Here is a 24,997-nt window from a genome sequence, read left to right on the forward strand (position 1 = left end):
ATAGATGCAGAGAGAAAAAACCATGCTGATTGCAGATGACGTAGAATTGAACAGAGCACTCCTGGAGAACATCTTTGATGATGAGTACAGCATTCTCCAGGCTGCAGACGGAGTGGAAGCCATGGAAATCCTGCGCAGCCAGCCGGTGGATGTTGTCCTGTTGGACATTGTCATGCCGCGCATGGATGGATTTGAAGTCCTGAAAGCCATGAAAGAAGAGGAAAGCCTTTCAGGCATTCCGGTGATTATGGCTACCTCAGAGAAAGAAAAGTCTGAGGAGCGTGCCCTCATACTTGGGGCGGATGATTTTATCAACAAGCCATACCGGGCCATGGTGGTAAAAAAACGTGTGGAAAACATAGTGGTCAAGCATATTCTGGAGCGAAAAAGGCTGGAGAATGCTCTTTTTGAGACGAGAAATGAATTGAATTCCCTGATTGATTCTGTTCCGGGCGGCATCGGTGTCTGGAAAGTGACAGATAAGGTACAGGTGGAATATTTTAATGATGGATTCTGCCGTCAGTTCGGCTATGACAGGGAGGAATTCCAGGAAAAGTTTACCAAGGATCTGACTGTTTTATGGGTTGGAGGCGATACGGAATATATACTTAAGCGGCTCAGGGAAAATCAGGACAGCAGTGACAGGATTTCTCTGGTCCATCAGGTGAGAAGAAAGGACCAGATCCTCAGGTGGTTCAGCCTGAATGCGCTGAAATACAAGGAGGAGGATGGCGTGCCTGTGTACCGCATTGTAAATATTGACGTGACGGAGAGCAGGGAGAATGAGCTTCTCATAGAACAGAAAAATGAGGAGCTTAGGTATCTGCTGGAGCACGATGCTCTCACCGGCCTTTATAACCGTTCTACCTTCTGTAGAAAGACAGCGGATTTTCTGAGACAGAATCCAAATGGCACCTACAATATGGTGCAGTTTGACATAGAGCGTTTTAAGGTGATCAATGAGTTATACGGCAATTTTATGGGTGACAGGATACTGCTCCTCATCGCCGAGGGTCTCCAAAAATGTCTGAAAGATAAAGGAACCTACGGCAGACTGGAGGCGGACCATTTTGCTGTATGCCTGCCCGCCGGCACAGAGGAGCTGCAGTATGTGCGGGAGCAGATGGACAAGAGCCTTGCGTCTGTGAAGATAGAACAGAAGATCAATCTCTATTATGGCGTCTACACGGTAGAGGACAGAGACATGTCTGTGGATCTGATGTGCGACAGAGCCAATCTGGCACTGCGCACTGTAAAAGGAAATTCAAATCGCTCTTACGCGGTGTACAATGATGAGCTTCATCAGGTAGTCTTAAGTGAGCAGCAGCTCACCAATTCCATGGAGGAGGCACTTCTCCAAAGGCAGTTTGAGGTTTATTATCAGCCTGTTGTGGATCTGAAAACAGGGGAAGTGGTGAGTGCGGAGGCCCTGGTGAGGTGGAACCATCCGGAAAAGGGAATGGTGTCACCGGGATTCTTTATCCCGTTTTTTGAACATAATGGGTTCATTATTAAACTGGACGCCTATATCAGAGAGGAAGTCTGTAGGAACATTATGGAACTGGGGCGCCGGGGACTGAACTGTGTCCCTGTGTCCGTAAATGTTTCCAGGCTGGAATTTAATGATCCCAATCTCTGTAGAAGCATTATAGATTTGACAGAGAGGTACCGGCTGGAACCGGGAATGATGCGGCTGGAAATTACGGAAAGTGCTTATACGGACAATCCACAGCAGCTTTTGGCTGCCATGAAAGAGCTGCAGAATTATGGATTCCAGGTGTTGATGGATGACTTTGGCAGCGGATATTCTTCTCTGAATATGTTGAAGGATGTACCTGTGGATATCCTGAAAATGGATATGAAATTCCTGGAGAACCAGGGTATTTCAGGAAGAGGACCTGAGATTCTGGCATCCCTGGTGCGTATGGCGAAAAAACTCGGCATGCATACCATTGCTGAAGGGATCGAGACAAAAGAGCAGGGAGACTTTCTGCGCTCTGTGGGGTGCGAATACGGACAGGGTTATTACTATGCAAGACCTATGCCTGCAGATGCATTTACCAATCTGCTGATGGCAAGAGAAAATGTAAAGGGCTGATGGCTATGAAGGAACATCCCGAAAAGACCGGAAAACTGCTGGGAGTGCTTGGAACCTGCTGTCTCATATTTATTATTCTGGTCTCCTCAATTTTTGCCGTACAGCAGAAAAAGCTCAATGAGGAGTATGATACGCTGATCGGAAATAATCTCTCCGCCTACACGAAGAATCAGAAAAGGCAGCTCAACGGGAAAATATCGGATATTTTAAATACGATGAGTGCCATAGCGGCAGTGATGGATACCAACGGCCTGTCAGCTGAAGAGGAATGGTTTGCCCCTTTTCTGAACCGTATCGGAGATAAGAATAAGGGATACCATCTGGAATATCTGGATATGGATGAGATCAGAAAGGAACTGGAAAAGGGAGAATGCTGGTTTACGGAACAGAAGGTCTATCAGCAGCTCCTTCAAAAGGGTTCCACCGTATCCGACCATTTTTGTGTGGATGAGAAGGGGAAATATTGCTTTGCGGTGGGAATTCCCGTGTCACAGGGTGGGCGGGTCACCGGGATACTGCAGACGGAAATCCCGGCTACCATCCTTACTTCCGTGACGCAGGAAAGCAAAATGTATAAGAAAGTCAGAACATTCATAGCAACAAGAGACGGCGAGATCGCCTATTCCAGGATTCCTGATTTTACCACGGACAGCAGTCTCTTTGGAATCCTGGAGGAAAGAGGGATTTCCTCCGAAGATGAAAAAACAGTCAGAGATATGCTGGAAAACAGCAAAAATACGGAAATTGCAGACAAGATTTTGCTGGACGGGCTGCATTTTTATGTGTCTGTGGAAAAAATGGATTACAATGGCTGGTACATTGTCAATTTTGTCAGCGAGGAGGATGTGTTGGTCAGCTCCCGCGCAGTCTACCGAAACGTACTTCTTACGGGAATGCTTCTCATAATTCTCACCATGGCTGCGGTCTGTGCAGGCTTTGCGGTGCTCAGAAGACAGCAGAGAGAGCGTGTGCTGGAACAGAAGCGCTTTGCGGCTCTTGCCCAGTTCTCCGACACTGCACTGTTCGAGTATTTCTGCGGGCAGGATGTATTGGAGTTCACCAATAATGCCAGGAGTATGCTGGGACTGGATACTCTTCGTTTTGAAAAATTTTCCCATACGATCGATAAGGGACTCATACATCCTGACGACAGGGAGATGGTGTACAACACTTTAAAAGAAATGCCCCATTCTCTGGATACCAGAAGCATACAGCTCAGGGTAAAGGGAAAAGAAGGCCGGTATTATTGGTATTCCTGCCATCTTAAGGCTATCTTTAACGGAAAAGCCAAAGACAGCGTGGTGGTGGGCAAGCTTCAGGATATAACGGATATCAAGCAAAGAGAACAGAGATTGGTAGAAATCAGCGAGAGGGACGTGCTGACCAACACTTATAATAAGTCCGCGGTAGGGAAGATATCCCAGAGCTTAAAAGAAAATACGGCAGGTGTGCTTTTTATGATCGACCTTGATGATTTTAAAAGCATCAATGATAAATGGGGACATGAGGTCGGAGATATTGTCCTGAGAAAAGTCGGTGAGGTTTTAAACAAAACTTTTCGCTCGGATGACCTGGTGGTGCGCATGGGCGGAGATGAATTTGCAGTGTTCCTGCAGGGTAAGGTGGATTCAGAACTGGCGAAAAAGAAAGCTGATATGATATTAGAGGAGATAAGAAACATTCAGGTGGAGGGTGTGGGAAAACCGGTATCCGCCAGCATTGGTGTTGCCATAAGCCCCAGGGACGGGGCCACATTCCCACAGCTTTACCGGGCAGCGGATACGGCCATGTACCGGGTGAAAAAGTCGGATAAAGACGGTTTTTGCATCAGCAGGTGAAAAATCCATTGACAAACAGGCCATTTATGCATAAACTAAAGACAGATATGGAAAAAGCTGTGAATGGAAAGAGTAGCCTGGGAATTTTTACAGAGAAGGACAGTCACCGGCTGAGAGCTGTCCGAAAAGGAAAAGGTGAAAGTGCGTCCGGGAGCTGACCTGCCTGTCTGACAGGAAGGTCCGCAGACCTGCGTTAAAGGTATGAGCGGGGGACAGATCGTCCTCAAGTAGAGTGGAACCGCGGAGTGATATCTTCGTCTCTATATGGCAGGAACAGCCATATAGAGACGTTTTTTATTATAGAAAGGAAACAGACCATGGGATTTGTTAAACATATAAGAGAAGAATTTCAGGTTATCCAGGAAAGAGACCCGGCGATCAAGACGCCGCTGGAAGTCCTTCTGTATCCCAGCTTCCGTGTCATGATCCAATATAGAAGGGCTCACAGGCTCTATGAAAACGGCCATTATTTCCTTGCCAGATGGATTTCCCAGAGGGCAGCCAGAAAAACAGGTATTGAAATCCATCCTGGGGCAAAAATAGGAAAGGGACTGTTTATTGACCATGGTACCGGTGTTATCATTGGAGAGACTACAGTCATAGGCAATAATGTGACTCTTTACCAGGGAGTGACTTTGGGCGGCACAGGCAAAGAGACCGGCAAGCGCCACCCTACCCTGAAGGACAATGTGATGGTAAGTGCCGGTGCAAAAATACTCGGTTCCTTTACCATAGGAGAGAATTCAAAAATCGGTGCGGGAAGCGTGGTGCTGGAGGAGATACCGCCCAACTGTACTGTGGTTGGCGTACCCGGGCGTATTGTGAAGCGGGAGAATCAGAAGGTGCCAAGAAGTGATATGGACCAGATCCATCTTCCGGACCCGGTTTTGGAGGATATCAGGAAACTACAGAGTGAGAATGAAAATCTGAAATCAAAGCTGCAGAAGCTGGAATACGCATTTCAGGAATTGATAGAAGAAAAGGAGTAGAGACATGAAGATTTACAATACACTGACAAAGAGGAAAGAAGATTTTATTCCCTTAGAGGAAGGAAAAGTAAAAATGTATGTGTGCGGGCCAACCGTATACAATTTTATCCATATAGGAAATGCAAGGCCTATGATCGTATTTGACACTGTCAGAAGATATATGGAGTATAAAGGATATGAGGTAAATTACGTATCCAATTTCACAGATGTGGATGATAAGATCATTGCAAAAGCCATCGAGGAAGGGGTTCCCGCAGAGGAGATTTCTGAGCGCTATATCAAGGAATGTAAAAAAGATATGGCTGATATGAATGTAAAGCCCGCCACCACACATCCCCTGGCAACCCAGGAAATTGATGGTATGATCCAAATGATCCAGACTCTCATTGACAAGGGTTTTGCCTATGCGGTGAATGGTACGGTATATTTCAGAGTTAAGAATTTCAAGGAGTACGGTAAGCTGTCCCACAAGAATCTGGATGACCTGCAGTCAGGATTTCGTTCCATCCAGGTATCAGGAGAGGACCAGAAGGAAGATCCTCTGGATTTTGTTCTGTGGAAGCCGAAAAAGGAAGGGGAGCCTTACTGGGTATCACCCTGGAGCGAAGGAAGGCCGGGCTGGCATATTGAGTGCTCTGTCATGTCAAAAAAATACCTGGGTGAGGAGATTGACATTCATGCAGGCGGCGAGGACCTGGTATTTCCCCATCATGAGAATGAGATCGCCCAGTCTGAGTGCTGCAATGGAAAAATTTTTGCAAAATACTGGATGCACAATGCGTTCCTGAATATTGATAATAGAAAAATGTCAAAATCTCTGGGGAATTTCTTTACTGTCCGTGAGATCGGCGAGAAATATGACCTGCAGGTTCTGCGCTTTTTCATGCTGAACGCCCATTACAGAAGTCCCCTCAACTTCAGTGCAGAGCTGATGGAGGCATCCAAGAATGCACTGGACCGTATTGTGACCTGTGTGGACCAGCTAAAACATCTCCTTGAAAGTGCCCAGGGTGAGGAGCTTTCCCAGTCAGAGAAAGCAATGCTTCCGGAGATCGAAGGGCTTGTGAAGAAGTATGAGGAGTCCATGGAGGATGATTTCAATACGGCAGATGCCATCGCAGCCGTTTTTGAGCTTGTAAAATTCGCCAATACTCAGGTGGACGGCAGCAGCACCAAAGCATTTGCGGAACTGCTCTTTGATAAGATCACAGGCCTGTGTGATGTGCTTGGGCTGATGGTGAATAAAAAGGAAGAGGTCCTGGACTCTGTGATAGAAAGCCTGATCGAAGAGCGCCAGGCTGCCAGAAAGGCAAAGGATTTTGCGCGTGCAGACGAGATCCGTGACCAACTGGCCTCCATGGGCATCATTTTAAAAGACACAAGAGAAGGTGTACAATGGAAGAGAGCTTAAAAAAGTTAAAAGATATGTTTGGCCTGGAGGATACGGATATCCGTACGTATTCTCCTCTGACTTTGGCTTATATGGGAGATGCCATCTACGAGCTAATCATCCGTACCATTCTGGTGGAAAAGGGCAATACGCAGGTAAATAAGCTGCATAACCGCGCCAGCAGGCTTGTAAAGGCATCTGCCCAGTCATCCATGATAGAGAAGCTGAAACCCCACCTGACAGAGGAGGAGGCAGCCGTGTACAAGCGGGGCAGAAACGCGAAATCTTATACTATGGCGAAAAATGCCAGCATGTCAGACTACAGAAGAGCAACCGGTTTTGAGGCGCTCATGGGATACCTGTATCTCACGGAACAGTGGGAACGTATGCTGGAGCTGATAAAAATAGGTTTGGAAGAAGGAGAAACAGATGGAAGAGAAATTCCAGGAGAGTAAAGTAGAAGGCCGCAATGCGGTGCTGGAGGCATTCCGGTCAGGCCGCGTGGTGGACAAGTTGTTCGTGCTGGAGAGATGTGAAGACGGTCCGGTCCGTACCATTTTGAGAGAAGCGAAAAAACACGATACTATGGTTCGGTTTGTAAAAAAGGAACGTTTGGACCAGATGTCTGAGGCAGGAAAACACCAGGGTGTCATTGCCGTGACGGCAGCTTATGACTATGCTGAGGTGGAAGACATTCTGAATAAGGCAAGAGAGAAGGGAGAGGCTCCCTTTGTAGTGATCCTTGACAACATTGAGGACCCTCACAACCTGGGAGCGATCATCCGTACTGCCAATCTGGCAGGTGCCCACGGGGTTATCATACCGAAGAACAGGGCAGTGGGCCTTACAGCCACAGTGGCCCGCACTTCTGCCGGCGCCCTGAACTATACACCTGTGGCCAGAGTGACAAATATTGCCAGGACCATAGAGGAACTGAAAAAAGAGGGGCTGTGGTTTGTCTGCGCAGATATGGGCGGTACCAGCATGTATCAGCTTGATCTGAAGGGACCCATGGGTCTTGTGATCGGAAATGAAGGGGAAGGCGTATCCCGGGTGGTAAAAGAGAAGTGTGACTTTGTGGCATCCATTCCTATGAAAGGGGATATTGATTCCTTAAATGCTTCCGTTGCTGCGGGAGTATTGGCCTATGAAATTGTGAGACAGCGGCTTTTGGGATAAGATATGGAAAATTACGAACAATTTACGGACGAAGAATTAATAGAGCGGCTGAGAGACGGTGAGCAGGAGCTGGAGGACTATCTCATGGAAAAGTACAAGGGGATGGTGCTGAAGAAAGCGCATGCCATGTTTATCGTGGGCGGAGAACGGGAAGATTTGATCCAGGAGGGCATGATCGGCCTGTTCAAGGCTTTGAGAGATTATCAGCCGGGGAAAAGTGCTGTCTTTTCCACCTTTGCCAATCTGTGTGTGGAGCGTCAGCTTTATAAAGCCATAGAGATGTCCGGAAGGCTTAAAAACAAGCCGTTGAACTCCTATATATCTCTGAGTGAGGAGGAGAGTCCTATTCTGGACAGCCTGGCTTTTGAGCAGCAGGACCCTGAGGCTATTGTCATAGACCGGGAAAATGTGAATGTCATGCAGGAGAAGATCAGGCAGCATCTGAGTTCCTTTGAAACCCAGGTGCTGGACTCTTATCTGGAGGGAATGACGTATACCCAGATCGCGGAGGCCATGGAGAAAAGCCCCAAATCCATTGACAATGCCCTGCAGAGGATCAGGGGGAAGATTAGAGAATTCTTAGAGTAGAAGGACTGCCGAAGGCGGTTTGACATAGGACTTTTGCAGTCTGTGTGCATATTTTTGTTGTTATAAAGCCGAAAGGCTGAATAGTAAGCAGCCACATAATGTTAAAAAAATAACAGCATTGACAGGCGCTCATTTTGGTGGTATCTTAATACACAATAAGGTGAAAGGATGTGATCGCGCACATGGAGGATAGCGACGATAGTGATAGTGCATATAGCAGATTAGCTGCCCCATGTCGTATTATGGATAGGTAAGGCGTGGTCTGTATACGGAGGAATCCGGATACAGGCTGTGCCTTTTTGTGTTTTTTTAAACCCCGAATTTATGAGGGAAAATTCCATAGTACGATTTTAGGAGGTATATGAGTTATGATAGGAGCAATACTTTTACAGGTTATTTTGATTTTTTTGAATGCTACATTTGCCAGTGCGGAGATCGCGGTGATCTCCATGAATGAGACACGGCTGCGCAAGCTGACAACAGATGGCGATAAAAGGGCTGTGAAGCTGTCCGCCCTGACAGAACAGCCCGCCAGGTTTTTGGCCACCATTCAGGTTGCCATTACACTGGCAGGACTGCTGGGAAGTGCGTTTGCTGCGGAAAATTTTGCCGGGCCGTTAGTAGGTAAGCTGATAGCAGCAGGGGTGTCCATTCCGGAATCAGTGCTGAAATCCATAGCGGTATTTCTGATCACACTGATACTGGCTTATTTCAATCTGGTATTTGGTGAGCTGGTACCAAAAAGGATTGCCATGAAAAAGGCCGATTCCATGGCGCTGTCCATGTCGGGTATGCTCTATACAGTGTCCAGAGCATTTGCACCCCTGGTATTTCTGCTGACAGTCTCCACAAACCTGATCTTGAAACTTATGGGGATCAATCCGGAGGAAGAGGAGGAGAAGGTTTCCGAGGAGGAGATCCGCATGCTTCTCATGGAAGGAAACGCCCAAGGAACCATTGATGCCCAGGAAAATGAGATGATCCAGAATATTTTTGATTTTGACGATATGGATGCGGAGCAGATTTGTACCCACCGAATTGATGTGGATGCGTTGTATCTGGAGGATGATATGCAGGAATGGGAGGACACAATATGCCGCAGCCGTCATTCTTTTTATCCCGTGTGCGGTGAGAGCTGTGACGATATTGTGGGAATCCTGGATACCAGGGACTATTTCCGCATGAAGGACAGGTCACGCGAGGCTGTCATGGAGCAGGCTGTAGATAAGGCATGGTTTGTGCCGGATGGAATGAAAGCAGATGTGCTCTTTGCCAATATGAAAAAGAACAGGACATATTTTGCTGTACTGGTTGATGAATACGGCGGTGTTTCAGGGATTGCTACGCTCCACGACCTGATGGAAGCCCTTGTGGGAGAGCTTTATGAAGCGGAGGAGCCACTGCGGCCGAAGGAAATTGAGAAAATCGGTGAGAAAGAGTGGAAGATACAGGGCTGCGCACCCTTGGATGACGTTGCCGAAGCCTTAGGGATCCACCTTCCTACGGATACTTACGACACCTTCAACGGATTTATCTGCAGCATTATCGGAAGGGTACCGAAGAACGGTGAGCGGTTCGAGTGCGAATTTTTGGGCGTACGGGTCAAGGTACACTCTGTGGAAAACCATAGAATCGGCAATACCACACTCCATCTGATTGACGAAAATCCTCTGCCCTGTTAAAATAGAGGGAAGTAAAGTGTTACAGCAGAAAAGACGGGAGGTAGCAACATGAAGGAAAGAACAATTCTGGTAGTAATACCTGTGAGAGAAGAACATAGAGAACTTTTGGAGGAGGCGGCACCGGGAAACCGTTTTGTGTATTCCTCCATCAAAGAGGTGAGCAGGGAGCAGGTGCAGGAAGCAGATATCATTCTGGGGAATGTCCCTGCAGATAAAATAGGGGCTTCCAAAAAACTGGAGTGGCTGCAGCTAAATTCTGCGGGAGCTGATGCCTATGCCGGAGAGGGTATTCTGGATAAGAATACAGTTGTCACAACATCCAACGGAGCTTACGGAAAAACAGTATCAGAGCATATGTTTGCCATGCTGCTGGCCATGCAGAAGAAACTGCATCTCTATCGTGACAGCCAGAACAAGCACATCTGGGACGAACACGGAACTGTGACATCCATTGCGGATTCCACGGTGCTTATCTTTGGAATGGGAGATATCGGCCGCCATTTCGCTAAAATGGCACATGCCCTGGGGGCTTATGTGATCGGTGTTAAGAAGAATCCCGGAAATTGTCCGGAGTTTATTGATGAGCCCCATCTGATGAAGGACTGCAGAGAACTGCTTCCCCATGCGGATGTGGTGGTTTCCTTTTTGCCAAGTACATCAGAGACAAGAGGTCTGTTCAACAAAGAGATGTTTCATCTCATGAAACCGGGTGCGTTCTTTTTAAACGGGGGACGCGGCGATGCAGTCTGTACAGAGGAACTCTGTGAGGTGCTGGATGAAGGACGTCTGGCCGGCGTGGCCTTGGATGTGACAAAGCCGGAGCCTCTTCCTGCAGACCACAGGCTTTGGGATTATCCCAATGTGTTTATAACGCCCCATATATCAGGCTTTTATCATCTTCCGGAAACTCTGGATAAGGTGGTGAATATCTGCACTGAGAATCTGAAGCGGTACATGCAGGGACAGAGACTCAGGAATGTCATGGATTTCCAGGCGGGATATTGCAGCGGAAATAAAAAATAGTAGAACTTTTCTCTCTCGCACAAGATAATTTTAGGTGGATAAAGGATTAGAAAACGCCGGAAGCCCGCATAAACACTACTTTTTTGCGCGTTCTCGGCGTTTCTTTTATCACCTGTGTTGGTGGTGCTTTTTCGGTGAATGGTGCCCAAATGGTGCCTAAATCCCACAAGAGGTTATAAAAGGCTGCAAGAAGCAGTAAAGAGATAAGGCAGTTAAAGCTCTATTTTGCTGCTCTTTTTCTTTGCCGCGCTCTTTGCTATTTTCATTTCAAGCCCTTTAATAACTGTTACCTGTAAATCCTTTGCGTCAATCAAACTTTCTTGTTTGCATTTCGGGCAATAAAGAGGAAAGTTTTTTAGTTCTGTATCTTCCCGTATCTGTAACCTTGTTTTATTTCCGCAAACAGGGCAGCGTATCCACTCAGAAATTATTTTCGTCATATAGTCAATCCACCTCGTCATTCCCATTTTTCCGCTGCCTTTTCGGGAGCGTCTTTGTGAGGATTAAAGTGTAGGCAACAGTTAGTACAGTCATAACAAGAACACGAATAATATGCTTTTCCACCGTAAATCCCACTTCATTTGCAAAAGTACCGAGAGTGTTAATAGCAGAATGAGTAATAATACAGGGAAGCAGACTGCCACCACGATAAAATATAGTTACAAGCAAAAAACCTACCGCAATCGCAAAACAAATTTGGCACAAATTACTTACTAAGTCCATACCGCTTCCGTTGAATAAATTTACCAAATGCCCCACACCAAAGGTTACGCTTGAGATAATAATTGCGGATTTCAGATTGTCTTTTGCTATTGCTTTGAACAGGAAACCTCTGAAAATCACTTCCTCGATAAATCCCACGCAAAGCATACAGGCAATACGACAAACAGTTCCCGATAGCGAATAATTGACAGCAATACCGTTCCAAAGATTTCCTGTGGCTAAGATAAAAAGTGGCACATAGTAAAGAAATCGTCGGGCAGGTACGGAAGTTTTGCAAAGTCCGTACCGTTTCAGTAAATTGTTTTTCCGAATAAAAACAAAAAGGACAGTGGCCTGTACGATACAAAAAATAGCACTTGCAGAATATTCAATCCCTATTTTTTCATTTAGTGGATTAGCTAAAGATTGCAAAACGCAATAAATCACAATCCAAACAATCGCAAATGTCTGCTCGCTTTTCTCATATAGTTTTTTCATTTTGTTTCCTCCTGTACGGCTAATATCGCACTTCTGTACGCTCGTTCTATATGTGACTTTATGAGTTCTTCATCATACTCCAATGAATTGTTGGCTATGATACTTGCATATCCATGAGCAAACAGGAAAACCATCAAAAAAATTTCTTTCACTTGCTCGATACTTCCTCCGATTGCTCCTTGCATTGCCGAAATAACAGGCGTAAGTTCCTCGGCGTCTATCATTTCAAGCAGAGTAGTTCCAGTGAAAAAATTTGACTGAAAAAGGAAACGGAACAAATGCGGTTCTTCAATCGCAAAGCGGATATAATTCAATCCAATTCCAAGCATAGTACCCTTCTGTGGGTCTTTAATTTTCATTAAGTATTCCGAGTGATAGCAGTCTGCTTTTGCATAGACCGCTTTTTTCAATTCCTCAATCGTTGCAAAGTGGTACATAACGGGTTGCGTAGAACAGTTTAGCTTTTCTGATACAGTCCTTGCATTGATATTTTCCATGCCCTCTTTACGGGCAATCTCAAAGGCAGCGTCTACAATCATCTCTTTTGAAACCTTTGCTTTTGCAGGCATATCCGTACCTCCTGTTTTATAATTTGCGTTATATATAATTCAAATTATATATCAGGGCAACAAATTTGTCAATTCCTATGGCTGAATGTACATCCACTTTTCATCTTTCCGAAAAACAGTATAGCAAAGAATGTATTCTATTTTGGCATATCAGTAGACCAATTCTTTTTCCCGGACAAGACAGCCGGGAAAAGCACCGGGCGGCAGCTCAACGCGCTGCTTGACGGTATGAGCGATAAGGGAATACGGATTGTAACCGCAACGGTGAAAGAGATTGCAGATGTCGAACAAGAAAACTGAATAGGCAGGAAAGAGCGTTGCAGCCTTGAATGAGGATTGCAGCGTTTTTCTTTTGTCCTGCTTTGGCAAAATGGAATTTTCGTTGTAGTAGGAGTAAGGGAGAAAGTTTCGTAGCAAGCATAGGAAGCGGGTACCCGCTTCCATATTTTCGCCCGCCAGCGCCTGCGGCGCGTCGGTTGAAAATGGCTTGTTGGGAAGTATCCCAAACCTTCTCAAAACGGAAAGGAGCGTTAGAGCATGAACGGACGGAAAAGGACGGTACAAATCAAGTTTCGCGTTACGGAAGCAGAACGAGATTTAATACTGGAAAAGATGAAGCTCATACCCACCCGGAACATGGCTGCATATCTGCGGAAAATCGCAATCGACGGATATATCCTGCAAGTAGATCACAGCGACATTAAGGCAATGACCGCCGAGATACAGAAAATCGGGGTCAACGTCAATCAGATAGCAAAGCGCGTCAATGCGATGAGCAACGTCTACCAAGAGGACATAGAGGAAATCAAGGGGGGATGAATGAGATATGGCGGTGCCAAGCTCTTAAACGTTGCCGCCCTGCAAGTGGAATATACCGCGCTCCAAGAGCAGAAAGAAGCCCTATACGCCGACTACGGCAGGCTGAAAAAGCAAGTCAAGGAATACGACGTTATCAAGCGGAACATTGACAGCATTTTGCGTCAGGACAGAGAGCCGGAACGTGGCAGGGAAACAGAATTATAACAGGCATTGCGATTGAAATGTTTACATTTCCAAGGTATAATAAAACATATAACACGTAAGCAAGAGCATTACTTTTAGATAAGGTGGAACTATGTATAAAGACGTACTAAACGAAGATTTTATTGAACAATATAAATCTTATCATATGACATTGTTTAGAGAGCTAAATATTATGCTATTCGATGTTGCTTTTTTGAAAGAGTGTATATCACATAACGATACACAACCTCGTATGATATTGGACACGGATATTATAATATCGTATTTATTTAAGAACAATTTTGAACATTTGATATTGAAAACATACCGAATAATGTTTGACAACGGGACTGATGTCCTTACAATAGATACTTTTATAAGCAGAGTAATTCAAAATTTAAGTAATGTAGAATTTAAGTCAGAGTTACGTAGCCATATTTCAAGCTCATGTTGGAAATCGGACAGTATCAAAGCTACAAAACTTCGCTTAAAAGACGCTCTGGGAGAGTTTCGAGATAAAGCCATAGCCCATAAATTGACAAAAGAAATGAAAGAGCTATCTGTTAATTTAGAGGATATTGAGCAGCTATTAAATGCTGCGATTGATATATTTGAAATGCTTTCGTTTTATCCGATTGATTTTTACAAATACAAAATATCAGAGTATTCATTTGTAGGTGAACGTCTAACTGTTCAAGAAAAAAGCAAGCAATTATTAGATTTACTTGTTCTTTCATCAAATTGTATTAGCCATATAGATGTTCAATATAAAGACTACCAAGACGAAACTGTGATAGAGCAAGTTCAAAATAAAATCAATCAATATAATGCGAAAAAGGACCAAGAAGAAAAGTGTTCAAAACTATTAGCGGATAGTGAAATCGGAACATTTCCCCAAATATTGCTTTTGGAATTAGATGATTTCAAAAATGAGTTGTTGAAGCGCCAAACAATATCAGATTGTGAAATATTAGTAATTGTTAATCACCTAATGGAAAAGTTTTCAGCTAATGCAGAGCATGATAGGGTTGCGGCATACAATCTATCAAAACTAAATAGCTGTATTGAACAAGTAAGAAAAGCGGCTAAAAAATCCCTACATATGGACGTAAAGAAATAAAGCATTTGCAGAACATAAAAAACGGGGCGCGGCAGCCAACGAAGGGCCACCGCGCCCCATATTTTGTGGGTGCAGTTTTGAAGTGCCTGTTACGCTCTAAAACAGCGTTTTAGAGCAATTAGGTATAAATCCCCTTGCCGCGTCAAAATAGTGTCTGTAAAGCCGCATAATACAAGGCTTTTTTCGGCTCTACTGCGTAACATGAGGGCATGAAAAAAGCGGCGTTCCTTTTCTCCCCGGTGGGGATTGAGAAACGCCGCCTGTGCGGGTCGTTATTCTTTTTCATCAGCGATAATGTCCTGCATGACTTCGCCAAAGTCTGCCGTAAAGGAAAAGATGAAGTATTCCAATACGTCGGGGTCTGCGTCCATTGGCTCGGCTTCCTCGGAAAAGCGCAAGCCCATAAGCCCGTAAAGCAGCTTAATGATTTTGAATAGCTTTTCCCGGTCGGCGGGGGTGTTCATGGTTACGAGTACGTCCGTCAGGCGGTTTACGGTTTCCATGTCGCCGCCCGTCGTTACCCATACCATTTCTGCGAATGGCTGCGTGATTGCCCCGGCGACAAGGTTTATCTTATCCTTGCTGATTTCGCCGGACGGGGTTATAATACCCTTGTCTAAAAGTACGTTATTCATGTCGTCCTCCTTTATTTTTGTGGTGCTAAAATGGTGCCCGGTCTTACAAAACCACCTTGTACGGAGATACGGCAAGATAAATGAAGATATGCGGAAAACCTTGATTTTAAGCCATTTTCTCATGGTGTCATAAACATTTATGAGGGCTTATAAGAAGATTTCCATCTATCAAATCAATAAAAAATAAAGCCATTGGGTATGGAATGCCCTGTGCGGTGCGGAATTCAGACATCGCACAGGGAACAGTAACCGGATACGACAAAAAAATAAAAAAGTTTTCAAAAATATCTTGACATTTGACACAACTTTTGTTAGAATTCTTAATTGTGATGACGAACTACACAGGACATCACAAGGAATGCTGCCTTGGCTCAGTTGGTAGAGCGTCGCCTTGGTAAGGCGGAGGTCGGCGGTTCAAATCCGCTAGGCAGCTCGATGGAAACCCTTGAATTTTCAAGGGTTTTTTGTTGTTTTAAGGGAGAGAAAAACCGTCCGGGGAGGGCGGAGTATTTGGAGAGGTGGTATGTGTTGAAAAATTTTAACAAGCTGGTGCGGGATAAAATTCCGGATATCATAAGAGAAGACGGCGGACAGCCACGGACGGAAATTCTGTCAGCGGCATCGTATATCTCTGAGCTTGACAAAAAGCTTGACGAGGAAATTGCGGAATATCAGGAGAGTAAGGAACTGGAAGAACTGGCGGACGTGGTAGAGGTTATCTACGCAATTTGTGAAGCCAGGGGATATACCGTTGAAAAGCTGCATGCTGTCAGGGAAGAAAAACGCCGGCGGCGAGGCGGGTTTGAGAAAAAGATTTTATTGGTTTCAAAAGATTAAAATTGGATTATAGGAATACCCTTTATGAGTTTGCATTCATCATAAAGGGTATTTTTTTGTGCCTGGGTAACGATTCGGCGGCCGGGGATTTATTTTATACCTCTTTTCTTTGCAGTAGAAAGCAGCGAAGACGGAGTTTAAAAGAGAATGTTGAGAAAAAAGTTCATGATATGGGCGATTTCAGAAGTCAATAAATATATTGAAATTAAGCATAAACGGATTGAAAATATTGTCTGTGTCAAATGACACAAATGGTAAAAATTGGAAAAATTTTAATATGTAGAAATTTGAGGGGGAAAATTGTGAAATATTTATAATTGACCGCTGTAAATAATTGTGATAATATGCAGATATAAACAAAAAAGTTCATTTTTATGGATGCATCCGAAAATGAATGGTAACTAAATATGAAAAAAAGTTGTGTCATATGACACAGAGGAGAAGGAAATGAAGAGAAGCGAATATGATCAGATTAAAAAGGAAGGACTGGAACTGATGGAAAAGGCCGGTATCTATCTGACACCGGAAGAAAAGGAAAGGATGGAAGTTACAGATTTTGGTCTGAATGATCCTTATCACGAAGGTCTTATGCTGCATGTTTATGTAAATACAAAAAGATGCTGCGCCAAGGAACTGCCTATGCTCCCCGGACAAATCTGTGCAGAACACAGACATCCGCCCCTTGGACCGGACAATCCGGGTAAAGAAGAGACCTTCCGCTGCCGTTACGGAGAAGTATATGTACATGTTCCCGGAGAGCCAACCCAGACTCCCAAGGCAACGATTCCGGAGGGAAAGGAAGACGTATATACTGTTTGGCATGAAATTGTACTGAAGCAGGGGGAACAGTATACCCTGGTACCGAATACGAAGCACTGGTTCCAGGCCGGGCCGGAGGGTGCAGTGGTCTCAGAGTTTTCATCATACAGTGATGACGGCACGGATGTCTATACAGATCCTGCGATTTCAAGGTTTACTACAATAGAAGAATAAAAAGCGGGGGCTGTTTATGATCGTACAAAAGCTGGGAGGAACGGATTGGAAATATAGAGATATACAGGAGAAAGAGTGGCATGATGCAAATGTTCCTGGTACCTTGTTTATGGATATGATAAGAGAAGGGAGAATCCAAAATCCTTTTTATCGTTTCCAGGAGAGAGAATTTCAGGAGCTTGCACAAAAGGATTATGAATATGAGCTGCGTTTTGCCGTACAGGAGGATGTGTTTTTCAGAGAAAAACAGTTTTTGGTGTTTGAAGGGATTGATACGATCGCAGACATCTGTCTGAACGGTGTTGAGATTGCCCAGACAGAAAATATGCACCGTACATACCGGCTTCCGGTAAAGGGGATATTACAGGAAGGGGAAAACCTGCTGCATATCACCCTGCATTCGCCGGTGCGTTACATAGAAGAACAGCACAGAAAACACCCCCTGCCTGAGTTTAATACGGCAAGCCCTCATGGTTTTTCACAGATACGGAAAATCCACAGTTCCTTTGGATGGGATGCAGAGCCGAATGTGCCGGATTTGGGAATCTGGAGAGAGGTATACATAGAGGCTTACGACAAGGCGCGTATTTCCCATGTATATACCAGACAGAGACATGAAGAAGGAAAAGTTTTTTTGAAAACAGAGACTTTGGTGGACACGGTATGTGGGAGAGAGGCAGACGTAAGTATAATTTTATATGATCCGGAAGGGACAGAAATATCCAGAAAACAGACAAAATGCATAGAATTTCTGTCGGAAGCCTGGATAGAGATTGAGAATCCTCAAATCTGGTGGCCTAACGGGTATGGAGATCAACCGCTTTATGAAATCTGTGTCAAAATGCAGTGCGGGGAAGAGCGGGATGAGAAACGTTTTTCTGTGGGCCTTCGCACGATGGAGGTGAGAAGGGAAAAAGATGCCTTTGGAGAAAGCTTTGCCTTTTATGTAAATGGTGTTCCTGTATTTGCAAAAGGAGGAAGCTATACTCCCCCGGATAAATTCCTGACAGCCTGCAGGGGACAGCGTCACGAGGAGTTGATCCGTCTTTGTAAGGAGGCTAATTATAATTGTATCCGCATATGGGGTGGGGCGGTATATCCTGACGATGAATTATATGATTTGTGTGACAGGAACGGAATTTTAATCTGGCAGGATCTGATGTTTGCCTGTGCATTATATCCCTCTGACGAGGCGTTTTTGGAAAGCATCAGGGAAGAAGTGAGAGACAATGTGATCAGACTTCGGAATCATGCATGCCTTGTGCTCTGGTGCGGGAATAACGAAAATGAGTGGTTTCATGACTATGAGCATCATGCAGAGGGGCTGACTCAGGAACTGAGAATGAAGAACCTGCAGCAGTATGAAGTGCATCTGGCTGAAGTGGTCAGGAAATATGACCCGGACAGGCTGTTCTGGCCCAGTTCTCCATCCAGTGGGGGAGGGTATTACGACCCGAATGGATATGAAAAAGGGGATGTGCATTGCTGGTATGTCTGGTATCTGCCTGCAAAACCCTATACTTTTTACCGAGACTGTACAGGAAGATTCATCAGCGAATTCGGGTTGGAATCCTTCCAGAATTATAAGACGCTTTGTAATTATTTGGATCCGGAAGACATGAGCCCCAATTCAGAAGTGATGGATTACATGCAGCGGTGCAGTGACAATTACTGCAATATGGGGAATGGAAAGATCATGAACTATATTTTCCAGGAGGTTCAGACACCCCAGAGCTTTAAGGAATATATTTTTGCGTCCCAGTACGCCCAGGCTGAAGGTATAAAATACGGAACCTGCCATTTCAGAAGCATGAAACCAAGGTGTATGGGGGCTCTCTACTGGCAGATCGTAGACTGTTTTCCAGGCACAAGCTGGTCCGGCATTGATTACGAATACCGTTTGAAAGTTCTGCATTATTATGCAAGACGCTTTTTCAAACAGGTCATTCTGTGTGTGAGAGAGGACCGGTTTGAATCACGCAGGCTGGAGATATTGGCGGTAAACGATGATCCGGAAGGATTTGCGTCAAAGCTTTCCTGGTCCTTGAGAGATGCTGCCGGCCATGTAGTTAAGAATGGGGAAAAAACTATGCAGATCCCAGCCTCTTCCTCCACTGTCATTCAGGAGATGGACTGGTCAGAGGAGATCAAAGAGGAGGATAGGAAAAAATATTATCTGGAACTATTTTTATACGGTCAAAATGATGAGATGATTGCTGAGGAGACTTACCTGTTTGTAAAACCTAAACATTTTCAGTTTATGCATCCGGAATTTATGGTGGATGTACAGAATCAAAGGGAAAAGTATATCTTAAATATTCAGACTACTTGTTTTGCTAAATGTATAAAAATGGATTTAGAGGATAATGATTGTGAGTTTTCGGATAACTGTTTTGACCTTTCGCCGGGAAGAACAAAAACAGTGGAGATAGATAAAAAGAGTCTCCGCCGGCAGATCACAAAAGAGGAGCTGAAAAAACAGCTCATAGTTGAGAATGTAAACGATATTGGCAAAAAATTATAATGTGAATTTGGGAGGAAAACAATGAGAAGAAGAATTGCTGTGTTATTGGCAGGGTTGATGGTCTGTTCTATGCTGACTGCCTGTGGTTCCACGGAAGAACCCAAGGGAGAACCTGAAGCAGAACAGGGGGAGACAAAGGAAGAGGCAAAGGAAGAGAAAGAACCTGAAGCAGAGAATGAATCTGAGACAGGCGGTGACTTTACAGAGGAGGTTACGCTGGATGTTGCTATGATGTGGCCTCTTGACAGCACTACAGATGCAAAATCATACGCGCTGAACCGTGCCATTCAAAGGCTGGAGAAGGATTATCCGAATATTAAAGTAAATTATGATGGTTCTGTACATGATGATTATCAGACGATTATGATGACCTATGCCGCAGCAGATACGCTTCCGGATGTATTTAACGTAAAGGGAGCATGGATTCCGAATCTGGTGGAGAACGAACAGATAGGTACTGTGGATGAATTTTTTGAAAATGATAAAGACTGGTCAGATAAATTCGATGATGAAGTGCTTTTTGATATGGAGTACGACGGACATTACTATGGTGCACCATTCCAGAATCTCTGCTGTTCCCTGGTAATATACAATAAGGATATCTATAAATCTGTGGGATACGAAAAGTTCCCCGAGACATGGGAAGACATGATGGATTGCTTTGCTAAGCTGAAAGAGGCTGGCTATGTGCCTTTAGGTGTGGGAAACAGCGGACAGTGGGTTGCCAACTCCTGTATCTTCGGAGCAATGGGAGACAGAGGTGCCGGAAGCAAATGGTATGATGACATCATGGAAGGCACCGGGGATGGATTCCTGGATGAAAATATGTTAAAAGGCGTAGAGAAGATGGCAGAACTGGCAGAAAAAGAGTATTTAAATACGAACCTGAACAGTATTGACCAGTTTGAAGTTATGCCGCCGTATCTCAATGAGGAGTATGCTTCTTATGTGGATGGCTCTTGGACCTTTGCCACACTGATCGCAACAGCAGGCGATGACCAGAGTGTAGTAGAGAAATCAGGCGTGGCTGTTCTGCCTGCAATTGACGGAGGCAAGGGCGATTATCCGGCTACACCTGGCGGCTCTGCATGGGGGCAGGCATATAACGCAAAACTTACCGGAGCCAAAAAGCAGGCGGCAGAATTGTTTATCAAATATACCACGGATGAAGAATGGTGTAAGGATCTGGCAGAAAAAGGTGATTTTGGAGGTATGAATATAGACTACGATTACAGTGCAATTTCTCCTCTTGTCCAGGAATATGCACAGCTTAAAAACAGTGTGAAAAAGACCCCGCAGTATGACTGTCATTTTGATACTTCTGTCATTGATGCTATGAATACAAACTTCCAGGAACTTCTCATTGGAGAAATTACCCCGAAGGAATGGGGAGAACGTGTTCAGGAGGAATATGAGCTGACTCTTGACTGATGACAGGTAAGCAGTTTTGTACAAAGGGACCGGTCCAAGGCCGGTCCCGGCAGATAAATTTAGAAAGGCGGTGGCTGCCAAATGGCAAACAACAAGGTACTGCAGCCTAAGAAGAGAACTCTTTTTCTGTACATGTTTCCGAGTGTAGTGCTGTTTCTTGTATTTACAGCGATACCTATTGCTATGGCGATTTATTATTCTCTGTTTAACTGGTCCGGAGGAAAGAAAAAGATATTTCTGGGGCTGGACAACTATTCCAGATTATTGGGAGATTCCATATTTGGAAAGGCATTGCTCAATAACTTTATTCTGGCAGCCTGTTGTGTGATCTTTCAGGTGGGAATTGCATTTATAATTGCTTCTCTAATCTGTTCCAAAGGCCTTAAATTAAAATCTTTTCACCAGTTCGCGATATTTATGCCGGTTGTTCTGGCGCCAGTTGTGGTGGGCTTTCTATGGAAAATCATTTACAGCCAGGATTACGGACTTTTAAACTTTCTGCTGAGGTCAGCGGGATTGGAGAGTTGGATCCGGCCATGGATCGACGATGTGGATCTAGTTATGAAATGTATAACGGTGCCTATTGTATGGCAGTGGATTGGACTGTATGTGGTTATTTTTGTCAGTGCCATGAAAAACATACCCGAGGAGATTTTTGAGAGCGCAGCACTTGACGGGGCAGGGGGAATCAAAAAGGCAGTTTTTATCACATGGCCTATGACTATGGATACAGTGAAAATTTCAGTTATCCTGGCTGTTTCCGGGTGTATGAAGATCTTTGAACATATCTATATCATCACCAGCGGAGGGCCGGGTACCGCGTCTATGGTGGGGGCTATGTATGCTTACAAAACGTCCTTTATTAAACAGCGGTTTGGCTATGGCTCTACCATATCCGTAGGGATCATGGCGGTGAGTCTGACACTGGTTCTGCTATGCAATGTGATATTCGGGAAGGGAAAGAAGAAATATGAATAAAACTTACGGAGTGACGCAAATATCAAAAAAAATACTTATGCTGCTGGTAAATGTGCTCATAGCTCTTCTGTCTCTTTTCTGTCTGTTTCCTGTGGTATGGATGATTTATTCTTCTTTGAAGGATGAACCGTCATTTTTAAAAAATCTCATAGGGCTTCCTACTTCCCTTCATTTCAGCAATTATCTCTCTGCAATCAAGACGGGAAAGATGGATGTGGCATTTGTCAACAGTGTATTGGTCAGTGTTGTGGCTGTAGCGGCTTTGGTTTTCATAGCATTTGTGGCGGGAGTGGTTTTTGCCAGATATCAGTTCAAGGGTAAAACAATTCTTTACACCATGTTCCTGTCCGGAATGCTGATCCCTGTTCACAGTCTCCTAATACCGATTTTTGTGGAGTTAAAGCTATTTACACTGAATAATAATAGGTTTATACTGGCTCTAGTCTATGCCGCTTTTGGGCTGCCAAAGGCCATTTTCCTGGTGACGAGCTTTGCCGCCACCATACCAAGAGAAATTGAGGAAGCTGTGATCATTGATGGGGGAAATACCCATGATATCTTCTTCAAGGTGTTTTTACCGATATCCAAACCTATTCTTTCGACCGTGATTATTTTGAGCTTTTTGGATGCCTGGAATGAATTTCCGTTCTCTTTGGTGTTGATGGGAAAACCTGAGCTGAAAACGCTGCCGATCGCGCTGACATATTTTACAGGACAGCACTCCGTCCAGTATACGCCTATGATGGCAGGGCTTACCATAGCTACACTGCCGGTTGTGATCGTATATTTTCTGTTTCATAAGAAAATTATGGAAGGGATGGTGGCTGGTTCTGTGAAGGGATAAAACTTCAGCAGACAAGGAGAGATAAAAAAATATGGTAAGAGATCATTTAAAACTAGAGGTAGTCAGACTTTATTATCTGGAAAATTTAAGTCAGAATCAAATCGCAAAACAGATGGAGATTTCACGTTCCTATGTTTCAAAACTGCTTATAGAAGCCAGGAAGGAAAAGCTGATCGAGATAAGAAGCAGCAATCCGTGGCTGATCGAGACAGATGAGGAAAAGTACCTCAGAAAAAAATACGGGCTGAAAAAGGGATTTATAGTTTCAGCAGGCAGAAAAAAGGATGAGGGAAAAAGAGAGGCCTATTATCAGGAGCTTGGAAGGGTTTTAAATGATATTCTCAATGCCATTGTGAAGGATGGGGATACCATTGGCGTTGCATGGGGCAGAACGATCTATGAGTGCTCCAAGAGACTTTCCACAGAACAGGAGTATAAGGACATAAAGGTAGTTCAGTTATGCGGTGGATTGAGTCAGAACCAGAACAGCACATTTTCAGGGGAAATCAGCAAGAATTTTGTCTCTGCATTTGGGGGAGATGCGTATGCCATGACAGCTCCTGCCATTGTGGAAAACAAAGCGTATAAGGATATTTTCCTGAAAGAACATGGAATAAGCCGTGTGATGCAGCTTTGGGAAAATATGAATATAGCGGTATTTACGGTGGGTAAATGCGAACAGCAAAGCTCTCTTGTCCGTTCCGGCTACGTTCCGGGAGAGATGATAGAACATCTGAAGGAAAGCGGGGCTGTGGGAGAGGTTTGTACCCATTTTGTAGACAAAGAGGGAAAGTGTGCTAATCAGGATCTGGAGGACAGGACCATAGCGGTTCCCATGGAGCAGCTTAAAAACTGTGAATTCAGAATAGCCGTTATACTAGGTGAGAAAAGGCTTGAGACCCTGCGTGCGGTCCTTCATGCAGGCTATGCCAATGTTCTTATCATAGATGAGGAAGCGGCAGAGAAACTGATTCAGGAATAAGAGGAGAGGTATGTTAGCTTACATATTTGATAAACAGGGAAAACCTAAATTGACCGAAAAGGAAAAGCCGTCTCTTAAGGCGGGGAGCGGGGCAGTGATCAAACTGGAAGCCTGTTCCATCTGCGGTACGGATATCCGCACATACCGGTTCGGGAGTAATAAAATACCGGATGGGAGGATTTTAGGACATGAGATCGTGGGGCGTATTGCACAAATAAAAGAAAAGTATAGCAATGAATTTCCCGTAGGAACCTATGTATCCATGGCGCCTGCCATAGGATGTGGAAACTGCAGATGTTGTAAACAGGGATTTACCAATATGTGTGATGATCTGAAAACCATAGGTTTTGAATATGACGGAGGCTTTGCGGAGTATATGTCTGTTCCCGAATGTGCGTTTGAAATGGGGAATGTTTACAGACTGCCGCAGGAAGGAAACCATACAAAGTATGCTCTGAGTGAACCTCTTGCCTGTGTCATGAATGCCCAGTCTTATCTGCACATTGCACCGGGTGACTGTGTTCTTATTATAGGAAGCGGTATTATTGGCTGTATGCATGCAGAGCTTGCTGTGCATGCAAAAGCGGGAAAGGTAGTGATCGCTGAGACATCACAGGAGAGGATCTGCCAGGCGGAGAAATTATTGGAAGGAGTTTCTTTTATCAACTCTTCAAAGGAAAATCTGGAGGAAAAAATAAAAGAACTTACACAAGGCAATGGGGCAGATGTGGTGGTTACGGCCTGTTCTGTGGGAAAAGTACAGGAACAGGGCATGAAGCTTTTGGCAAAGAGGGGAAGAATATCCCTGTTTGGGGGACTTCCGGGGGAGTCTAAGGGATTTCTCGACAGTAATTTGATCCACTACAGAGAATTATCAGTTTATGGTGTCCATGCATCCACACCGGAGCAGAATAAAAAGGCAATGGAATATATCCGGGATGGTGTCATAGATGCGGAAAAATATATCAGCGCCTGTTATCCGTTGTCACGCGCAGGCGAGGCATTTGAGGAAGCTGAAAAGGGAGAAGCCATGAAACTGGTGGTTACTATGTAGAAAGGTGAGTATAAGGTTAAGAAGGAGAGGGAAGACAGCTT

General features: G+C 44.6%; 22 protein-coding genes, 1 tRNA gene, 3 pseudogenes and 1 other annotated feature. Of the genes and pseudogenes, 22 read left to right on the forward strand and 4 right to left on the reverse strand.

Annotated elements, in window-relative coordinates; genetic code table 11:
- The first annotated feature begins 4 nt into the window (after positions 1 to 4).
- The 9 genes from BLCOC_RS08895 (at position 5) to BLCOC_RS08935 (ending at position 10,787) form a co-directional block, all read left to right on the forward strand.
- Positions 5 to 2,098, forward strand: a complete 2,094-nt coding sequence (locus BLCOC_RS08895; RefSeq protein WP_115625067.1) for a two-component system response regulator — start codon at positions 5 to 7, stop codon at positions 2,096 to 2,098.
- A 5-nt stretch (positions 2,099 to 2,103) separates the two neighbouring features.
- Entirely contained in the window at positions 2,104 to 3,936 is a 1,833-nt protein-coding gene (locus BLCOC_RS08900) for a sensor domain-containing diguanylate cyclase (protein WP_165907200.1), read from the forward strand.
- Between the two features lie 50 nt (positions 3,937 to 3,986).
- Positions 3,987 to 4,201 (forward strand) — a binding site (T-box leader).
- Positions 4,202 to 4,253: 52 nt separating this feature from the next.
- Positions 4,254 to 4,925: a serine O-acetyltransferase EpsC gene (gene epsC, locus BLCOC_RS08905; protein WP_018593520.1), complete on the forward strand. Its 672-nt coding sequence runs from the start codon at positions 4,254 to 4,256 to the stop codon at positions 4,923 to 4,925.
- A gap of 4 nt (positions 4,926 to 4,929) precedes the next feature.
- Entirely contained in the window at positions 4,930 to 6,336 is a 1,407-nt protein-coding gene (cysS, locus tag BLCOC_RS08910; RefSeq protein WP_115625069.1) for a cysteine--tRNA ligase, read from the forward strand.
- The gene (locus tag BLCOC_RS08915; protein WP_029469788.1) at positions 6,321 to 6,770 is read left to right on the forward strand and encodes a Mini-ribonuclease 3; all 450 of its coding nucleotides are present in this window, start codon (positions 6,321 to 6,323) and stop codon (positions 6,768 to 6,770) included. Before cysS ends, BLCOC_RS08915 begins: the two co-directional genes overlap by 16 nt.
- Positions 6,745 to 7,494, forward strand: a complete 750-nt coding sequence (gene rlmB / locus BLCOC_RS08920; protein ID WP_115625070.1) for a 23S rRNA (guanosine(2251)-2'-O)-methyltransferase RlmB — start codon at positions 6,745 to 6,747, stop codon at positions 7,492 to 7,494. The genes BLCOC_RS08915 and rlmB overlap by 26 nt, the downstream gene beginning before the upstream one ends.
- Positions 7,495 to 7,497: 3 nt before the next feature.
- Entirely contained in the window at positions 7,498 to 8,082 is a 585-nt protein-coding gene (locus tag BLCOC_RS08925; RefSeq protein ID WP_018593516.1) for a sigma-70 family RNA polymerase sigma factor, read from the forward strand.
- A 368-nt stretch (positions 8,083 to 8,450) separates the two neighbouring features.
- Complete coding sequence (locus BLCOC_RS08930; protein WP_018593515.1) at positions 8,451 to 9,764, forward strand: hemolysin family protein; 1,314 nt, start codon at positions 8,451 to 8,453, stop codon at positions 9,762 to 9,764.
- Positions 9,765 to 9,812: 48 nt separating this feature from the next.
- Positions 9,813 to 10,787 carry a D-2-hydroxyacid dehydrogenase gene (locus BLCOC_RS08935; protein ID WP_115625071.1) on the forward strand — a complete coding sequence of 325 codons (975 nt, stop codon included), beginning with the start codon at positions 9,813 to 9,815 and terminating at the stop codon, positions 10,785 to 10,787.
- Between the two features lie 212 nt (positions 10,788 to 10,999).
- Here the strand turns inward: BLCOC_RS08935 and BLCOC_RS08940 are convergent, their stop codons facing one another.
- Genes BLCOC_RS08940 through BLCOC_RS08950 form a run of 3 tightly spaced genes read right to left on the reverse strand, consistent with a single transcriptional unit; the run spans position 11,000 to position 12,556 of the window.
- The gene (locus tag BLCOC_RS08940) at positions 11,000 to 11,227 is read right to left on the reverse strand and encodes a cysteine-rich KTR domain-containing protein (protein ID WP_115625072.1); all 228 of its coding nucleotides are present in this window, start codon (positions 11,225 to 11,227) and stop codon (positions 11,000 to 11,002) included.
- Positions 11,228 to 11,231: 4 nt separating this feature from the next.
- Positions 11,232 to 11,987, reverse strand: a complete 756-nt coding sequence (locus BLCOC_RS08945) for a CPBP family intramembrane glutamic endopeptidase (protein ID WP_115625073.1) — start codon at positions 11,985 to 11,987, stop codon at positions 11,232 to 11,234.
- Positions 11,984 to 12,556 (reverse strand): TetR/AcrR family transcriptional regulator, encoded by a 573-nt coding sequence (locus BLCOC_RS08950; RefSeq protein WP_115625074.1) that lies wholly within the window; start codon positions 12,554 to 12,556, stop codon positions 11,984 to 11,986. The genes BLCOC_RS08945 and BLCOC_RS08950 overlap by 4 nt, the downstream gene beginning before the upstream one ends.
- A gap of 141 nt (positions 12,557 to 12,697) precedes the next feature.
- Between BLCOC_RS08950 and BLCOC_RS27545 the strand changes: the two are divergent.
- From BLCOC_RS27545 to BLCOC_RS08970, 4 genes and pseudogenes are all read left to right on the forward strand, one after another.
- A pseudogene (locus BLCOC_RS27545) lies at positions 12,698 to 12,856 on the forward strand (transcriptional regulator); the annotation flags it as partial.
- A 237-nt stretch (positions 12,857 to 13,093) separates the two neighbouring features.
- A pseudogene (locus BLCOC_RS08960) lies at positions 13,094 to 13,401 on the forward strand (plasmid mobilization protein); the annotation flags it as partial.
- A pseudogene (locus tag BLCOC_RS08965) lies at positions 13,385 to 13,579 on the forward strand (relaxase/mobilization nuclease); the annotation flags it as partial. The pseudogenes BLCOC_RS08960 and BLCOC_RS08965, both read left to right, overlap by 17 nt.
- A gap of 91 nt (positions 13,580 to 13,670) precedes the next feature.
- On the forward strand, positions 13,671 to 14,678 hold the full coding sequence (locus BLCOC_RS08970) for a hypothetical protein (protein ID WP_115625075.1): 1,008 nt from the start codon (positions 13,671 to 13,673) through the stop codon (positions 14,676 to 14,678).
- A gap of 272 nt (positions 14,679 to 14,950) precedes the next feature.
- Here BLCOC_RS08970 and BLCOC_RS08975 read toward each other — a convergent pair whose 3' ends face one another.
- A complete protein-coding gene (locus BLCOC_RS08975) occupies positions 14,951 to 15,313 on the reverse strand; it encodes a hypothetical protein (protein ID WP_115625076.1) in 363 nt (120 codons plus the stop codon).
- Between the two features lie 360 nt (positions 15,314 to 15,673).
- On the opposite strand from BLCOC_RS08975, the gene BLCOC_RS08980 reads away from it, so the two are divergent.
- The 9 genes from BLCOC_RS08980 to BLCOC_RS09020 all read left to right on the forward strand — a co-directional run bounded on the left by BLCOC_RS08980 (position 15,674) and on the right by BLCOC_RS09020 (position 24,956).
- A tRNA-Thr gene (locus tag BLCOC_RS08980) sits at positions 15,674 to 15,746 on the forward strand.
- Between the two features lie 95 nt (positions 15,747 to 15,841).
- Positions 15,842 to 16,150: a nucleoside triphosphate pyrophosphohydrolase gene (locus BLCOC_RS08985; RefSeq protein WP_130181048.1), complete on the forward strand. Its 309-nt coding sequence runs from the start codon at positions 15,842 to 15,844 to the stop codon at positions 16,148 to 16,150.
- A gap of 447 nt (positions 16,151 to 16,597) precedes the next feature.
- Positions 16,598 to 17,143: a D-lyxose/D-mannose family sugar isomerase gene (locus BLCOC_RS08990; protein ID WP_115625078.1), complete on the forward strand. Its 546-nt coding sequence runs from the start codon at positions 16,598 to 16,600 to the stop codon at positions 17,141 to 17,143.
- 16 nt (positions 17,144 to 17,159) lie between these two features.
- Positions 17,160 to 19,667, forward strand: a complete 2,508-nt coding sequence (locus BLCOC_RS08995; protein ID WP_115625079.1) for a beta-mannosidase — start codon at positions 17,160 to 17,162, stop codon at positions 19,665 to 19,667.
- A 21-nt stretch (positions 19,668 to 19,688) separates the two neighbouring features.
- A complete protein-coding gene (locus BLCOC_RS09000; RefSeq protein ID WP_115625080.1) occupies positions 19,689 to 21,098 on the forward strand; it encodes an ABC transporter substrate-binding protein in 1,410 nt (469 codons plus the stop codon).
- 81 nt (positions 21,099 to 21,179) lie between these two features.
- Positions 21,180 to 22,076 (forward strand): carbohydrate ABC transporter permease, encoded by an 897-nt coding sequence (locus BLCOC_RS09005; protein WP_018593509.1) that lies wholly within the window; start codon positions 21,180 to 21,182, stop codon positions 22,074 to 22,076.
- Entirely contained in the window at positions 22,069 to 22,920 is an 852-nt protein-coding gene (locus BLCOC_RS09010; protein ID WP_018593508.1) for a carbohydrate ABC transporter permease, read from the forward strand. The genes BLCOC_RS09005 and BLCOC_RS09010 overlap by 8 nt, the downstream gene beginning before the upstream one ends.
- 31 nt (positions 22,921 to 22,951) lie before the next feature.
- Complete coding sequence (locus BLCOC_RS09015) at positions 22,952 to 23,902, forward strand: sugar-binding transcriptional regulator (protein ID WP_018593507.1); 951 nt, start codon at positions 22,952 to 22,954, stop codon at positions 23,900 to 23,902.
- Positions 23,903 to 23,912: 10 nt separating this feature from the next.
- The gene (locus tag BLCOC_RS09020; RefSeq protein ID WP_115625081.1) at positions 23,913 to 24,956 is read left to right on the forward strand and encodes an alcohol dehydrogenase catalytic domain-containing protein; all 1,044 of its coding nucleotides are present in this window, start codon (positions 23,913 to 23,915) and stop codon (positions 24,954 to 24,956) included.
- Positions 24,957 to 24,997 lie beyond the last annotated feature (41 nt).

It is taken from the genome of Blautia coccoides (assembly GCF_034355335.1).
Classification (GTDB): domain Bacteria; phylum Bacillota; class Clostridia; order Lachnospirales; family Lachnospiraceae; genus Blautia; species Blautia producta.

Bases quoted from the DNA above. Each gene is read 5' to 3' on its own strand.
- BLCOC_RS08945 (WP_115625073.1), bottom strand. From the start codon at position 11,987: ATGAAAAAACTATATGAGAAAAGCGAGCAGACATTTGCGATTGTTTGG.
- BLCOC_RS08975 (WP_115625076.1), bottom strand. From the start codon at position 15,313: ATGAATAACGTACTTTTAGACAAGGGTATTATAACCCCGTCCGGCGAA.
- BLCOC_RS08940 (WP_115625072.1), bottom strand. From the start codon at position 11,227: ATGACGAAAATAATTTCTGAGTGGATACGCTGCCCTGTTTGCGGAAAT.
- BLCOC_RS08935 (WP_115625071.1), top strand. From the start codon at position 9,813: ATGAAGGAAAGAACAATTCTGGTAGTAATACCTGTGAGAGAAGAACAT.
- BLCOC_RS08970 (WP_115625075.1), top strand. From the start codon at position 13,671: ATGTATAAAGACGTACTAAACGAAGATTTTATTGAACAATATAAATCT.
- epsC (WP_018593520.1), top strand. From the start codon at position 4,254: ATGGGATTTGTTAAACATATAAGAGAAGAATTTCAGGTTATCCAGGAA.
- BLCOC_RS08995 (WP_115625079.1), top strand. From the start codon at position 17,160: ATGATCGTACAAAAGCTGGGAGGAACGGATTGGAAATATAGAGATATA.
- cysS (WP_115625069.1), top strand. From the start codon at position 4,930: ATGAAGATTTACAATACACTGACAAAGAGGAAAGAAGATTTTATTCCC.
- BLCOC_RS08990 (WP_115625078.1), top strand. From the start codon at position 16,598: ATGAAGAGAAGCGAATATGATCAGATTAAAAAGGAAGGACTGGAACTG.
- BLCOC_RS08895 (WP_115625067.1), top strand. From the start codon at position 5: ATGCAGAGAGAAAAAACCATGCTGATTGCAGATGACGTAGAATTGAAC.
- BLCOC_RS08915 (WP_029469788.1), top strand. From the start codon at position 6,321: ATGGAAGAGAGCTTAAAAAAGTTAAAAGATATGTTTGGCCTGGAGGAT.
- BLCOC_RS08930 (WP_018593515.1), top strand. From the start codon at position 8,451: ATGATAGGAGCAATACTTTTACAGGTTATTTTGATTTTTTTGAATGCT.
- BLCOC_RS09020 (WP_115625081.1), top strand. From the start codon at position 23,913: ATGTTAGCTTACATATTTGATAAACAGGGAAAACCTAAATTGACCGAA.
- rlmB (WP_115625070.1), top strand. From the start codon at position 6,745: ATGGAAGAGAAATTCCAGGAGAGTAAAGTAGAAGGCCGCAATGCGGTG.
- BLCOC_RS09010 (WP_018593508.1), top strand. From the start codon at position 22,069: ATGAATAAAACTTACGGAGTGACGCAAATATCAAAAAAAATACTTATG.
- BLCOC_RS08925 (WP_018593516.1), top strand. From the start codon at position 7,498: ATGGAAAATTACGAACAATTTACGGACGAAGAATTAATAGAGCGGCTG.
- BLCOC_RS09005 (WP_018593509.1), top strand. From the start codon at position 21,180: ATGGCAAACAACAAGGTACTGCAGCCTAAGAAGAGAACTCTTTTTCTG.
- BLCOC_RS08900 (WP_165907200.1), top strand. From the start codon at position 2,104: ATGAAGGAACATCCCGAAAAGACCGGAAAACTGCTGGGAGTGCTTGGA.
- BLCOC_RS09015 (WP_018593507.1), top strand. From the start codon at position 22,952: ATGGTAAGAGATCATTTAAAACTAGAGGTAGTCAGACTTTATTATCTG.
- BLCOC_RS08950 (WP_115625074.1), bottom strand. From the start codon at position 12,556: ATGCCTGCAAAAGCAAAGGTTTCAAAAGAGATGATTGTAGACGCTGCC.
- BLCOC_RS09000 (WP_115625080.1), top strand. From the start codon at position 19,689: ATGAGAAGAAGAATTGCTGTGTTATTGGCAGGGTTGATGGTCTGTTCT.